Below are 14,432 nucleotides of genomic sequence, written 5' to 3' on the forward strand. Positions count from 1 at the left end.
AAGTTCGGCATGACAGACGCTATAACTTTCAAGTTCCCTTCATACCTTAATAAATTCACTCACCACTCACCACTTACAAAAACCGGAACACCGTCACCGATTCAAACACCTCACCCGGGTTCAACCTTGTAGTAGGGAAGTGCGCATGATTAGGCGAGTCGGGGAAGTGCTGGGTTTCAAGGCAGAAGCCGCTGTTCTTTTCATCCATGGCGCCACTGCGCAGCCGAACAGTGCCCTTCATGAAATTGGCGCCATACAACTGTACACCGGGCTCGGTGGTTTCCACTTCCAGCACTATACCGCTTTGTTCACCAATGACGCGGGCGGCAAAGGAGCGGGTATTTTCTTTTTCCTTCCGCAATACAAAGTTGTGGTCGTAGCCGTGCCCAAACTGGATCAGCGGATGCGGGTCGTTTACCCTTTCGCCAATGGTATGCGGCTCCAGGAAGTTGAAGGGGGTGCCGGCAACAGGCAGCAGCACACCGGTAGGAATGGCAAAGGCATCCGTTTCAGTAATATAATCTGCATTTATCTGCAGGCGGTGGTTTAATATGGAACCGCTGCCCTGACCATTCAGGTTGAAATAAGCATGGTTGGTGAGGTTCACCACGGTAGGTTTATTGGTGGTAGCTTTGAAGCTTGCTTGCAGTTCGTTGTTACCGGTAAGCTGGTAGCTTACTTCAATATCCATATTTCCCGGGTAGCCTTCTTCGCCATCGGGCGAGTGGTAGCGGAACACAATGGTTGCAGCATCGGGCTGGGTAGCTTCCCATACTTTTTCCTGAAAATTTTCAATGCCGCCATGCAGGTGGTGTTCACCCAGGTTGGTTGCCAGCGCGTAGTCATGGCCATCAAGGGAAAACCTGCCTTTGGCAATGCGGTTGGCATAACGGCCAACCGTTGCGCCCAAAAAAGAAGAGCGTGCGGCTTCATAAGCCTGCAGGCTGTCGAGGCCCAATACCACATCGCGTAAAACGCCGTTTTTATCAGGTGCCAGCAGGCTTACCAGTCTTGCGCCATAGTTGGTAAAAGCGGCCTGCAGCCTGCCATTGTGCAGGTAGAAAAGGTCCACCTGTTTTCCATCCTTTTGTTGCTGAAAACCTTCTTTTGCGGGCAATGCTACTGCTGCGTCCATGTGTAAGCTGCTTTTATATGAACGGGGAAATTAGGGAAAAAGCCGCTACCAGTTTCTGATGCCAACAGCATTGCGCTACCGCATTTTATTTACCAGTCTTCAGTTATGTTTCCACCTTCCTTTCAACATAGTTGTTCGCTACATCAAGCGGGCATCGCTCAGGCCATTATCTTTAAGCCATAGCAAATAAAACATGCCAATATGAAACAACTCCTCTTTGGCCTCGCCCTTAGCTTCACCCTGCAATCGCAGGCGCAGCACAGCATGGAAAAATTATGGGAAAGCGATACTACGCTGGCTATCCCCGAATCGGTATTGCCTGTTGCAGGACAGGACCTGCTGTATGTTTCACTGATAGACGGCTCGCCATGGGAAGCTGATGGCAGAGGCCATATTGCCGTATTGAACCGGAAGGGAAAGATCATCAACAGCAACTGGGTAAGCGGGCTAAACGCACCCAAAGGCATGGCGCTCCACAATGGCAAACTCTATGTGGCCGACATGGGCGAGGTAGTGGTGATAGATGTCAAGCGCAGTGCCATCGAAAAGCGGATACCCATTGCAGGCGCCCAGGGATTGAACGATATTACCCTTGGTGCAAATGGCGCTGTATACGTGTCAGACTCAAGGCTGGGAAAAGTACACCGCATAACAAACGGTAATCCTGAGTTGGTAATTGAAGGACTCAAAGGTGTTAATGGCCTCTTATGGACCAACAACGAACTCTATATCTGCACGTCCAACGATGTGCTCAAGACCAAAGACGGCAAGCAAACCCAAGTGGTAGCTACCATGCCTTCAGGTGGTGATGGCATCGAACCTGTAGGCAATGGCGACCTCATTACTTCCATCTGGGGCGGCGTGGTTTATTACATCACAAAGGATGGTACCGTTACGCCCATGCTTGACACACGGGAGCAAAAAAAGAATACCGCCGATATCGGCTATGATGCCAAAGAGCGGATCATTTATGTACCCACCTTTATGGCCAAGAATGTGGTGGCTTATAAGCTGAAGTAAAAACCATACCCCCTGTCCCCCTAAAGGAGGGAACTTAGGCCGGAATGCCCGCCCATTCTGCGAATTGCTTTAGAATTAAGTTGTTATAATAACAGCGCCCCTCTGCTTTGGAGCGGCGCTGTTATTATAGGGTTGTATTACCTAAGTTCCCCCTTTAGGGGGACAGGGGGTGGTTACTGGGTGTGTGTACTGCTTTCCATGCCCAACTTCTTCAACCCGCGCTTCACTTCCGGGCAACTCATAAAGAGGTTCCACAACAGTCCGGTGCGGTAGTTTTCCATCATCACAACAATGGGCCCCTGGTCAATGGCCAGGTGCGAGTTGGCATACCAGTTAGCGGTTTCGTTGAATGCATCAACAAATCCGTATTCACTCCAGATCTTATCTCCCAGGTCGTCATAAAAATGACGGAGGGCCTGCATCGAATAGGCAGGGGTATAGGGGAAAGAGGAGAGTGCCGCGGTTGGCGTGATCACGCCCAGGTCTTCGGAAGGCGAATGTGCGCCATAACCCTGGTGGTTATCAGATGCGGTAAGCCCCCAGCTTTGCGGGCCATAGCCTTTCCACTTCCTGGGGTTCTCTAAACAATAGGCCCGGTTGATCAGGGTATGGTTGCGGTTCTGTTCCCAGTAATCGGCATACTGGTCTTTGAGCCCCCTGGGATCAAGGCAAACGAAGGAATAATGCGCAAAGAACAGTGGTCCGCCATAGTCAAACCCAAGTGGCAGTTTGTGGCCATAAAAGGTCTTGCCGTTTTTAAAAAAATTGCTTTGTGCCCAGCCGCGGTGGTACACACTGGCAGGTACAGGGTAGCGTTCCGCACCAGCCGCCAGCACATAGGTAATGAGGGTTTCGTTGTACCCGCGCAAAGGAAAGTTCATGGCCCACCCGTTGTTGGGGCTCCAGTGCCAGTACAGTACTTCCTGTCCCTCGCGGGTGTACCAGTCCCATTCCAGTTCGCCATACATCCAGTTGATCTTATTGCGGATATCCTGCTCTATGGGATTGTCCTGGTTGAAGTACTGGCGCACACAAAGCAGTCCCTGCATCAGGAAGGCCGTTTCCACCAGGTCGCCGCCATCATCCTTGCGGCTAAACGCAATGGTCTTGCCGGTAGCGCCGTTCAGCCAGTGCGGGTATACGCCGTGGTAGGCATCGGCTTTCCATAAAAAGTTCACCAGCTTGCGCAGGTGGCGGGCCGCCGTATCCCTGGTTACCCATCCTCTTTCCGCAGCCACAATGATGGCCATCACACCAAAGCCGGTACCGCCTGTTGTTACCACTTCATCGCCGTAGCCAAAGCTGGCATTGCTGCGCTCCCTGGCCATGCCCGACACCGGGTGGGCAAAGTCCCAGAAGTAGCGGAAGGTTTGTTTTTGCACCAACTCCACCAGTGCCGTATCAGACAGGTTGCGCGGCCGGTTGGCGGCATTGAAAACCGGCGTATTGTTCCGGCTTTTCTTTTGCGCGGTCAATGGTTTATTGCAGGCAAACAGCAGGAGGAATAAGGGAAGGAATCGCAGCATCGTTAGCGTGTTTCGTTAGGAAATACAAACATCGGATGATATGGTAAGCAGTTGCAATTTTTTTTACCTGCAAAACTTTGTCCAGCTGGCCCTTGCTATTTGTTCGTGGTAAAAAGCGTTAAGCATTTCAAGTGCCCGCCTTCCGGTTGGCAACCCACACGCCACCCAGTATCAGGGCCAGGCAGGCTACCTGTAAAATGGTTACCGGTTCTTTTGCCACCACGCCCCAGCCGATGGCTATTACCGGTATGCCATAGGTGACCAGGGAGGCAAACAACCCGCCGGCTCTTTTGATCAGGGCATAGTACAGCACCGTTGCAAAGGCGCTGCCGATGATGCCCAGCAGGGCGGTGGCCCCCACCGACCAACGCGTGGCTTCACTGCTGCTCCAGCCTGCAAGGCTGTTTTGCTGCCATGCTACTGCACCGGCAGCCAGTCCCACACCTGCCAGCGAAACACTGGCTAAGTGCAAGGGGTTGATGCCTTTCAGAAAACGGGTGACCAGGTGAATGTTGAGCGCATACATCAGGGTGGCGATAAAGATCAAAGCAGCATAACCCGCATTTTGAAGCGAAATGCCGCCTTTGGAAAAGGACAACAGCAGCAGCCCGGCAAATCCAATGGATACCCCCACCAGCTTATTGCGGGGTACAGGAGTGCGGAAAAATAAAATGCCCAGCAGGATCACCAGCAGGGGTGTAAGCGAATTGAGGATACCCGCCAGCGAGGAGTCTATCTGGTGGTCGATGGCAATGGCAAACAAAAATGCCGGCAGCAGGTTGCCCAAAGTACCGGAAAGCAGGGCCAGCAAAAAGGTGCGCAGCGTAAAGTTTTTCAGGTGTACAAGGGCCATGGGCATAAACACCAACCCTGCGAAAAAGATGCGCAGGGCACCGATCTGCATGCCGTTCAGTCCTTCCTTGCTCACCTTCATCAGGATAAAGGAACTACCCCATATCAGGGATAAGACCCCGAAAATTACCCAGTTTACGACCCTTTGCTTTTGCATACCTTATGTGCAAATGTGCGGCAATAGACTTGCATGACATGACGGTGTTTTACACATCCGTTCAGCATTACCCAATTTTTTCTTTATGTACCAGCTCAATGAAATAGATACCCTGCCGCCTGAAAGTGCCGACAAGGAAACCAGCAAGGTTGCCATCAAAGCCCTCCTGCAGGAGTTAGACGAATTGCAAAACCTGCTGTACGCCAGCCGCAAACATGCATTGCTGGTAGTACTACAGGGTATGGATGCCAGTGGTAAGGATGGGCTTATCCGTGATGTATTTGGCAACCTCAATCCGCAAGGTGTGCGGGTGCAACCCTTCAAAGCACCCACTGAAGAGGAGCTGGCCCACGACTTCTTGTGGCGTATCCACCGCCATGTGCCGGAGCGGGGGATGATACAGGTGTTCAACCGCTCGCATTACGAAGATGTGCTGGTGACCAGGGTACACGGAATGATCGATGATGCAACCGCCGGAAAACGGTTTGCCGCCATCAACGATTTCGAGCGCCTGCTGCAGGAACACAGTCAAACCGTTATACTGAAGTTCTACCTCCATGTTTCTGCCGAAGAACAGTCGAAGCGGCTGAAAGAACGCATCCAGGACCCGCGCAAAATGTGGAAGTACAATGCCAACGATGAAAAGGAGGCTTCCCTTCGCACCCAATATATGCGGATGTATGAGGAGGTTTTTGCCAACTGCGCCCAGCCCTCCTGGCATATTGTTCCGGCCGACAAAAACTGGTATAAGGAATACTATGTTGCCCGCGCGGTTGTGGAAGCATTGCGGGCCCTGGACATGAAATATCCTTTAATAAAACAATCCTGACTTTGCAAAATGCACTGGCAGGACCTATCTTGAATAGGTAAAATTTATACCATGGGATTTGTCAAAGAGTTTAAAGAGTTTGCCGTTAAAGGCAATATCGTGGATCTCGCCGTTGCCGTAATCCTGGGTGCTGCATTCACGGCCATCGTTTCTTCGCTGGTAGATGATGTGGTGACCCCGCTATTGCTGAAGCCGGCACTTGAAGCAGCCAATGTAGAAGACCTGGAAAAACTTTCCTGGGGCGCTGTGAAATACGGCAAGTTCCTGGCAGCCGTAATCAAGTTTTTGATTGTAGCCCTGGTGCTGTTTTTCCTGATTCAGGCTATCAACCGGATGCAGCGGAAAAAAGCCGCCGAAGTGGCCGCACCGGCAATACCCGAACTCACCCTCAGTGAAAAACTGCTGACTGAAATCCGCGACAACCTGAAACAATAAGGTTCGGACAACATAGCGTATATAGGATGCCCGCACCGGGCAAAAGGGAAGGAAAAGACCCGCATTGGCATTGACCGGACACATTCCGGTCTTTACCGTTTGTGCCGTCTTTCCTGTCTTTTCTGTCTTAACTTGCATCCGTGAGCAATACCACCTATCAGATTAACCTACCCCAGTTTGAAGGTCCTTTTGACCTTTTGTTGTTCTTCATCGAACGCGACGAACTGGATATCTATAATATTCCCATTACCCGCATCATCTCCGACTTTATGGATTATATCCATAGCCAGGAGGAGTTGAATATTGAGCTCTCCAGCGAGTTCATTCTTTTTATTTCCACCCTGATGCGCATCAAGGCCAAGATGCTCCTGCCCCGCAAGGAGCTGGATGCGCAAGGCAACGAGATTGATCCCCGGCAGGAACTGGTGGATAAGATCCTGGAATACAAAAAGTACAAGGAGGCCGCTGCCGAGCTGGCCCTGCAGGAGGCCGAGCGCCTGCTGTTGGTAAAACGTGGGAATATCCAAAAAGAACTGAATCATATCGGCGCCGAAGCCGGCGAGGGAACCGAAATACAGGCCATCACCATGTTCAAATTGATGAAGGCTTTTGAGCGGGTGATGAGCAAATACCAGGAGCGCTTCAACAAGCCGGTACATACTGTTGTGCAGTACACCTACAGCATGGAAACCACTAAAGCTTCCATGATCTCTTATGTACAAAGCCACCGCACCGTTTCTTTTGAAAAAATCTTTGAGGAAGTAGAGAACCGGGTACACGCCATCTTTACCTTTCTTTCGATGCTGGAGCTGGCGCAACAGCATTATTTCCGCATTCTGGTAGGCGATGGGCGCAACAACTTCATTGTAGAATACAACGAAACCGAAGCAGGGCTCACCGATGAAGAGCACATGCGCTTGCTATAAATTGTAAAAGGGTAAACAGCATGCCGGTGAGTTATTTGCCGGCTGTATCTGCGCAATAGCTACATTAAGTTCTGCGGCTTTGGCTGGCTTAAGCCAGCTTTCTGATTTGTCTTCTGCGACAGATAGCTGGCGTGGTTTGATAGGAAGTGCTGCTCTATCAAAGCTGGAATGTCTTCCCTGAAATGGGCATGCAGGATCCTGGCTCCGGATAGCCGGGGAAATATGGTTTTGTACTCGCCCAATAAGGTCTCCCTGCCATAATTAGGATTGGAAAGAATGATATTGGTGCCTCCAAAATAGGACGCCAGTGCAGCTGTGCCCCCATGTACCGAAATAAAATGGTTGGTATTGGCATAAACCATCAATTGCAGGTGATTGAAGCTGTTCACCTGTTCGCTGTGTTTATGATAAAGATCATCCAGCAGGATAACCCCGGGAAAAGACTGGCGGATCCACTCATGTTCCTGCAGGTCGAAAATTTCACTGTTGTCTTCTACAATATGTTTGGGCAAAGGCCGGTTGTAAATGATTTGAAACTTGTCCTGGCATAACGTAATGATTTCCTTCAGGATAGCAGGGTCGAAATAATTAATGGGCGGAAGGCTCCATTCTTTATTGTATTTGTTGGCTATTACCAGTACCGGCTTTTCAAATACAAATATGTTGTTGGCGTACTGCTTTTTTAAAGGTACCTGGCGCCATTTGCGATAGCTATACCGGTTGCTATGCGTCATGTTGGGAATGTGAAAGGCGGAAGTAGTACCGCTCAGGGTTCTTTTATCAAACCGCTCCAGGTGTTCGGGGCTAAAAAAGTAAAGGTCTTTGGTTCCGTTGCAGGAAATGGTTTGGCGCAGCGTGCCATTCAAATGGTGCCAATAAGCAAAAGGGAGTGTAAATAAGAGTTCCTGCTGAAACTCGCCGTGGTACTTGATGATTTTATATGGTCTTTTCTGCAGGTAGTCCTGAACAATATATTTTCCCTGAAGCAACCGGGCAAATAGATTATCCCGGATCATAGAGCTAAGGTCTGCCCTAAGACCAGGATGTTTGAATTGTACCCAGCGGAGCAACACAGCCCGGGCAAAACTGCGTAGTTGCATGCGGAAGGTCATGGTTAAAGGAAGGGCTTTGGTTTCGATATTTATCACAGCCTTTAGTTTGGAAGTCGGCATTGCAAAAATGCCGACTTCCAAATTAATTTAAAAAATCAAACCTAGGGTTCAGGATAAGCAATTAATATGGGTAAAAAATATATTATATAGCCTCGGCCATATTGGAGGTGGTAAGCGAACGCACTTCGGCTGCTATGGCTGCTGCGTCGTAGCCGCACTCGTGGTGCAGCTCTTTAAGGGTGCCATGTTCTACCAGGCGGTCGGGGATACCCAGTATGCGCACCTCATTTTTATAGCCATGCTGTTGCATGAACTCGAGGATGGCCGAACCAAATCCGCCTACAACAGTACCGTCTTCAACAGTAACAATGCGTTCGTAGTTGGTGAGCGCTTCGTGCAGCAGCTCTTCATCGAGCGGCTTTGCAAAACGCATATCGAAGTGCGCCGGTGTAATGCCCTCGCCCCGCAGCTCGCGGATGGCGGCGGCGGCAAAATTGCCGGGATGGCCAAAGGAAAGGATGGCTACATCTTTACCATCGCGCAGCTTGCGGCCTTTGCCAATGGTAATCTCCTCAAAAGGTTTGCGCCAGTCCGATAGCATGCCTTCGCCGCGGGGATAGCGGATCACGAAAGGCAGTTCGGTGCTTTCCAACTGGGCGGTGTACATCAGGTTGCGCAGTTCCTGCTCGTTCATCGGGGCAGAAATGACCATATTCGGGATGCAACGGAAATAAGGAATATCGTAGGCGCCATGGTGCGTAGGTCCGTCTTCGCCCACCAGGCCGGCCCGGTCAAGGCAGAGCACTACGGGCAGCTTTTGGATGGCTACATCGTGCACCACCTGGTCGAAGGCGCGCTGCATGAACGAAGAATAGATATTACAGAACACCCGCATCCCCTGCGTGGCCATACCGGCACTAACCGTAACGGCATGCTGCTCGCAAATGCCCACGTCGAAAGCGCGGTCGGGCATCTTTTCCATCATAAACTTCAGCGAGGAGCCACTGGGCATGGCCGGCGTGATGCCAAAAATCTTCTTGTTATGCTCAGCCAGTTCAATGATGGTGTGGCCAAATACATCCTGGTATTTGGGCGGCTGGGGTGTGTCAAATTTCTTTTTGTAGATCTCACCGGTGATCTTGTCGAAAAGGCCGGGTGCATGCCACTTGGTCTGGTCTTTTTCCGCCAGGGCATAGCCCTTACCTTTTACGGTAACGATGTGCAGGAGCTTGGGACCGGGAATGTCGCGCAGGTCTTTCAGGGTATCCACCAGCTTAGTGATGTTGTGCCCGTCAATGGGACCGAAGTAGCGCAGGTTGAGCGCCTCAAAAAGGTTGCTGCTTTTGTTGACCATGCCCTTGATGCCGGCTTCCAGCTTGGAGGCCATCTCGCGGGTAAAGCGCTTGCCGATGGGCAGCTTGCCCAAGATTTTCCAAACATCATCGCGCAGCTTGTTGTAGGTGTGCGAAGTGGAAATATCGGTGAGGTATGCCTTGAGCGCACCCACGTTGGGGTCGATGCTCATGCAGTTGTCGTTGAGGATGATCAGTACGTCGCTGTCGGCAACACCTGCGTGGTTCATGGCTTCGAAGGCCATACCGGCAGTCATAGAGCCATCGCCGATCACGGCTACCGCTTTGCGATCGGTCTCGCCCTTGTACTTGGCGGCCATGGCCATACCCAACGCAGCCGAGATGGAAGTAGAAGAGTGGCCCACGCCGAAGGTGTCATATTCACTTTCGCTACGTTTGGGAAAACCGCTCAGGCCTTTGTATTTGCGGTTGGAGGGAAATGCATCCCTGCGGCCGGTAAGTATTTTATGGCCATAAGCCTGGTGGCCTACGTCCCATACCAGCTGGTCGTAAGGCGTGTTGTAAGCATAATGAAGCGCAACGGACAGCTCCACCACGCCCAAAGAGGCCGCAAAATGACCGCCGTGCACGCTTACCACATCAATAATATATTGACGCAGTTCATCACACACCTGGTGCAGTTGCTCCCGCGGTACCTTTTTAAGGTCCTCGGGGCTGTTGATGGTTTTGAGCAGGCTTCCGGGTTCGATGTGCATGGAGTACGATTTGAAGGCGTAAAAGTAACTGTTTTAGCGGGGATGACCGCAAAGTGCATCCCGGTTCAACGTTTAACAAACCGTGTAGCTTTTAGTTGTTTCCATGGACAACAGATCGCCGGTTGACAAAGCCCTGCTCCCTCGAATACTGGCATGCTTTACTGCTGTTGGCTGGGAATCTACCGCAACTGTCTTATTTTTCCATTTGGATAAGCCAGCACCCGCTGATAAATTAGGCTTCCATTGTGCCTGGCCACCCATTTAGCTTTACAGTATGAAACCATCCTTGTCGCGTTATTGGACCTTTCAGTTGTTGGGATGGGGTGTGTTTGCCCTGATCAATATTTTCTTTTCCCTGGTATTTAATATGTTCAGCACCCGCATGCTGTTCCGCCTGGTTTTTTTCGTGGAAATCGGCATTCTTTTTACCCACCTGATGCGGGAGGTGATCCACAAAGTGGGCCTGCTGATGCGCAAGCTCCAGCACCAGATCGTGATCTTTATCATGCTCACCATCATCTTTGGTTTGCTGTGGGCCCTGGTGCAAACACCTTTTGAGATCATCTGCGACCTGCGCTCCGGTGCCAATAAGGACAAGCCCTTTCACATGCTGTTTATCATTAATTTCAGCATGGTGTTGCCGCTGTTCCTGATCTGGAACCTCATTTACTTTATGTACCATTATGTGCAGAAGAGCCGCAAGCAGCAGATGGATACCATCAAGCTGGAGGCACTGGTAAAAGAGCTGGAACTCAAAACCATCAAGGCGCATATCAACCCGCATTTTATTTTCAATGCCCTCAATGGCATCCGTTCGCTGATCGACCTCGACCCGCCGCGTGCCCGCCGGGCCGTAACGGAGCTTAGTAATATTTTGCGCAGCAGCCTCAGCGCCGAGAAAGGTGAAACCATTGCGTTTAAGGACGAACTAAGAATTGTAAAGGACTACCTGGCCCTGGAGCATATGCGTTTTGAAGACCGCCTGCGGATCGACTACAAAGTTGACGATGCTACCCTCAACCAGCCCGTGCCGCCCATGATGCTGCAAACCCTGGTGGAGAATGCCATCAAGCATGGGATTTCCAAACAGGTGGCTGGTGGTATTGTGGAGGTGACTTCCGATTACAAGGATAATTTCCACGAACTGATCGTACGCAATTCGGGGGTGTTCAATGGCGGTACTTCAAAAAGCGGCGGTTTTGGATTGAGCAGTACCCGCGACCGCCTGCAACTATTGTATGGCGAGAAGGCCCGCTTCGAAATCAGGCAGGCCGAACCCGAAGTGGTGGAGGCCAGGGTGTTGATTCCGCTTAATTAAGTAAAGCGTCAATGGGCAATGGTGAATAGTGAATAGTGAATTTGAGAGCTCATTATATTCAATCAGGCTTTTATTTATCTGGTATAAACATCTTTTACGATAGTAACTTAAATCCTCCTCCAATCGTCTAACTACTCACTATTCACCATTGCCTATTCACCAATAACACTGCATAAACCAACTATATGAGCCTCAAAGCAATCATCATCGACGACGAACGCCTTGCCCGCCTCGAACTGCGCCGTATGCTCCAGGATTTCCCCGAAATAGAAGTGGTGGACGAAGCCGCCAATGCCGACGAGGGGCTGGCCCGCATCGAAAGCCATAACCCCGATATCATTTTCCTGGACATTCAAATGCCGGGCAAAACAGGTTTTGACCTGCTTTCCGAACTGGACCGCTCGCCCCAGGTAATCTTTACCACGGCCTATGATGAATATGCGCTGAAGGCCTTCGAGGTAAATGCCCTCGACTACCTGCTGAAGCCCATCGAGCCCAAGCGCCTCGCCGATGCCGTACACAAGCTGCACAATGGCGAAGGAAACGGCAACGGACATACGCATTTGTCGGTACCGGGCGAAAACCGCAGCCTGCTGGGCGAGAACGACCAGGTATTTGTAAAAGACGGTGAGCGCTGCTGGTTTGTAAAGCTGTCCGATATCCGCCTGTTTGAAAGTGTGGGCAACTATGCCAAGGTGTTCTTTGGCAACAACAAACCCCTTATTCTTAAATCGCTCAATGCCCTGGAAGAGCGGCTGGATGAAAAGGTGTTTTTCCGGGCCAACCGCAAACACATCGTGAACCTGCGCCTGATCGAAAAGATCGAACCTTACTTTAATGGCGGCCTGCTGCTGGAACTGAAAGGCGGCGAGAAGGTGGAAGTGAGCCGCAGGCAAACGGTGAAATTCAAGGAGATGATGTCGCTGTAATTGGCTAAAAGCGGCCCGGCCAGCTGGCAGCGGCTCCGAACTGCCTGTTTCTTGCCGGTGGCCCGGCCAGTTATTCATCCCATTGCACCCGGTTTCCCTACCAACAATCAATCGTTTATAGTAATCAAGTAATCTTGAAGGCCGCTCATTGGCCGGGCCACTGGCAAGAACCCTTAATTTAGGAGCTTCTAAAAAGTGGCCTGGCCAGTGCGGCCCCTATATTTACTTATGAAAAGAATATTTCTGGGCCTCCTCCTGGCCTCCGGTACCCTTGCCTGTGCGCAAACGAATAGCAAGTTGATCAACGTGGCAGAGGTGCGCCGCATCGAGTCGGTGCTGGCAAGCGACAGCATGCAGGGCCGCCGTGCAGGCACTCCCGGCAGCGACAAGGCCGCTGCTTTCATTGCTGCTGAATTCAAGAAGGCTGGTTTGCAGCCCGTAGCTAATGGCAGCTACCTGCAGTCTTTTTCGGTATTTAAGCCCAAGTTCCTTGGGCTGGAAGCTACCGTAAATGGCGCCGCCTTCGATAGCCGCAACGTAATTGTAGTAACCACCCAGCCCGAGGTAGCACTCACCCAGGCTTCCGGTTATGAAACGGTAACAGTAAGTGCCGGCGACGACCTTTCGGGTAAGGTGATGGGTGCCCTACAGGGCGGAAAAAATGCAGTGGTATTAATTGATACTTCTTTTGCCAAAACCTTCCCCCGCCTCCAGTCGCTGAAGCGCCAACTGTTCCAGGGTACACCCAACGTGGTATTTATGCTCACTGCCGACAAGCCTTCCGCTTATTCGGTAAAGGCTACGCATAGCTTTGAAGAAACCCGTATGGCCAACGTGGTGGGCATCCTTCCCGGCAAGGCCAAAAAAGCGGAGCAGGTGATCTTCTCCGGTCATTACGACCACCTGGGGTTGGGTAAGGCTGTAAACGGCGACTCTATCTACAATGGCGCCAACGATGATGCCGCCGGTACTACCGCAGTGATCATGCTGGCCAACCATTTTAAAAAGCAGAACAACAATGAGCGCACCCTGGTGTTTGCGGCCTTTACCGCCGAAGAAGTGGGTGGTTTTGGCGCTACTTATTTCTCCCGCCAGTTCGACCCAGCTAAAGTTGCGGCCATGTTCAACATTGAAATGATTGGTACCGAAAGCAAGTGGGGCAAAAACTCGGCTTATATCACCGGTTTTGAAAAAACCGATATGGGTGCCATCCTCCAGCGCAACCTGGAGGGCACGGGCTTTACCTTCCATCCCGATCCTTACCCCGACCAGCAATTGTTTTACCGCTCCGACAATGCCACCCTCGCCCGCCTGGGTGTGCCCGCGCATACCATTTCCACTTCCAAAATGGACAGTGAGAAGTTTTACCACACTGTGGATGATGAAGTAGAAACGCTTGATATGGATAATATGGCTGCCATCATTGAAGCCATTGCCAAGAGCAGCGCATCCATTATTTCCGGAAAAGATAGCCCTTCGAGGGTGAAGCAGGAAGACCTGAAGCGGTAATTCCATTGTTGGGAAAGCTGCAAGCTTTTAGCTGCAAGGCTAGCTTAATCCAAAAAGGTTTATTGCTGGTACATACCCGAACCTTGTCAGGTATTAGGTTCTTGTTAACCGCAACAGCTGTCATGCCGAACTTGTTTCGGCATCCCCTTTTGTAAACAAATACCCGAAGGTGTAAGGAGATGCTGCCATACGTCAGCATGACAAACCCCGTGAACACTGTCGTGCCGAACCTGTTAAGGCATCCTCCCAACCACCGAAGTGTCCGATAGCAGAAGGAGATGGCGCGACGTCGGCATGCCAAGTTTTTAAAGGATGCCAATTGTTTTTGAACCACGCCAAAACATTCTTATCACCTGGAAGTGTACGGTTGTATGAAACTTAATTGATCCGGTAGCGAAATATGCTTAATAAGAGAAGGGGTATCCGCAACGGTACCCTTTCTTGTTATATGCTTTGGCTCTTCCCACTTTTACGGTAAACTGGGAACAAGGTGGGGACATACTAGGGATATAGTAGGGAGAAGGTAGGGACAAGTATAGGTTTAGGGTTTGGGGTTAAGGGTTTGGCGTTGAAGGTTCCTTTTTTGGTGTTCGTTGTCCTTTATGGTACAAGGTTT

The 14,432-nt window shown here is 50.9% G+C and carries 12 protein-coding genes; 7 read left to right on the forward strand and 5 right to left on the reverse strand.

What is annotated here, in order from left to right; genetic code table 11:
- Positions 1 to 73: 73 nt before the first annotated feature.
- Positions 74 to 1,135: an aldose epimerase family protein gene (locus BUE76_RS06790; RefSeq protein ID WP_073040594.1), complete on the reverse strand. Its 1,062-nt coding sequence runs from the start codon at positions 1,133 to 1,135 to the stop codon at positions 74 to 76.
- Positions 1,136 to 1,336: 201 nt separating this feature from the next.
- Here BUE76_RS06790 and BUE76_RS06795 point away from each other — a divergent pair, with 201 nt between their 5' ends.
- Positions 1,337 to 2,155: a strictosidine synthase family protein gene (locus BUE76_RS06795; RefSeq protein WP_073040592.1), complete on the forward strand. Its 819-nt coding sequence runs from the start codon at positions 1,337 to 1,339 to the stop codon at positions 2,153 to 2,155.
- Between the two features lie 173 nt (positions 2,156 to 2,328).
- Here BUE76_RS06795 and BUE76_RS06800 read toward each other — a convergent pair whose 3' ends face one another.
- Entirely contained in the window at positions 2,329 to 3,681 is a 1,353-nt protein-coding gene (locus tag BUE76_RS06800) for a glucoamylase family protein (RefSeq protein WP_073040590.1), read from the reverse strand.
- Between the two features lie 127 nt (positions 3,682 to 3,808).
- A complete protein-coding gene (locus BUE76_RS06805; RefSeq protein WP_073040587.1) occupies positions 3,809 to 4,690 on the reverse strand; it encodes a DMT family transporter in 882 nt (293 codons plus the stop codon).
- Positions 4,691 to 4,775: 85 nt separating this feature from the next.
- Here BUE76_RS06805 and BUE76_RS06810 point away from each other — a divergent pair, with 85 nt between their 5' ends.
- The 3 genes from BUE76_RS06810 to BUE76_RS06820 all read left to right on the forward strand — a co-directional run bounded on the left by BUE76_RS06810 (position 4,776) and on the right by BUE76_RS06820 (position 6,880).
- Positions 4,776 to 5,519, forward strand: coding sequence for a PPK2 family polyphosphate kinase (locus tag BUE76_RS06810; RefSeq protein WP_073040585.1), 744 nt, complete (start codon positions 4,776 to 4,778; stop codon positions 5,517 to 5,519).
- A 51-nt stretch (positions 5,520 to 5,570) separates the two neighbouring features.
- The gene (mscL, locus tag BUE76_RS06815; protein ID WP_073040583.1) at positions 5,571 to 5,954 is read left to right on the forward strand and encodes a large conductance mechanosensitive channel protein MscL; all 384 of its coding nucleotides are present in this window, start codon (positions 5,571 to 5,573) and stop codon (positions 5,952 to 5,954) included.
- A 140-nt stretch (positions 5,955 to 6,094) separates the two neighbouring features.
- Positions 6,095 to 6,880 carry a segregation and condensation protein A gene (locus BUE76_RS06820; RefSeq protein WP_073040580.1) on the forward strand — a complete coding sequence of 262 codons (786 nt, stop codon included), beginning with the start codon at positions 6,095 to 6,097 and terminating at the stop codon, positions 6,878 to 6,880.
- 59 nt (positions 6,881 to 6,939) lie between these two features.
- On the opposite strand, the gene BUE76_RS06825 is transcribed toward BUE76_RS06820, so the two are convergent.
- Entirely contained in the window at positions 6,940 to 8,028 is a 1,089-nt protein-coding gene (locus tag BUE76_RS06825; RefSeq protein ID WP_073040578.1) for a hypothetical protein, read from the reverse strand.
- Between the two features lie 106 nt (positions 8,029 to 8,134).
- Complete coding sequence (gene dxs / locus BUE76_RS06830; RefSeq protein WP_073040576.1) at positions 8,135 to 10,060, reverse strand: 1-deoxy-D-xylulose-5-phosphate synthase; 1,926 nt, start codon at positions 10,058 to 10,060, stop codon at positions 8,135 to 8,137.
- Between the two features lie 274 nt (positions 10,061 to 10,334).
- Between dxs and BUE76_RS06835 the strand changes: the two genes are divergently transcribed.
- From BUE76_RS06835 to BUE76_RS06845, 3 genes are all read left to right on the forward strand, one after another.
- Complete coding sequence (locus BUE76_RS06835; RefSeq protein ID WP_073040574.1) at positions 10,335 to 11,378, forward strand: sensor histidine kinase; 1,044 nt, start codon at positions 10,335 to 10,337, stop codon at positions 11,376 to 11,378.
- 185 nt (positions 11,379 to 11,563) lie between these two features.
- Entirely contained in the window at positions 11,564 to 12,307 is a 744-nt protein-coding gene (locus BUE76_RS06840; RefSeq protein WP_073040572.1) for a LytR/AlgR family response regulator transcription factor, read from the forward strand.
- Positions 12,308 to 12,535: 228 nt separating this feature from the next.
- Positions 12,536 to 13,816: a M20/M25/M40 family metallo-hydrolase gene (locus BUE76_RS06845; RefSeq protein ID WP_073040570.1), complete on the forward strand. Its 1,281-nt coding sequence runs from the start codon at positions 12,536 to 12,538 to the stop codon at positions 13,814 to 13,816.
- Positions 13,817 to 14,432 lie beyond the last annotated feature (616 nt).

The sequence above is a fragment of the Cnuella takakiae genome, assembly GCF_001953305.1.
Taxonomy (GTDB): domain Bacteria; phylum Bacteroidota; class Bacteroidia; order Chitinophagales; family Chitinophagaceae; genus Flavisolibacter; species Flavisolibacter takakiae.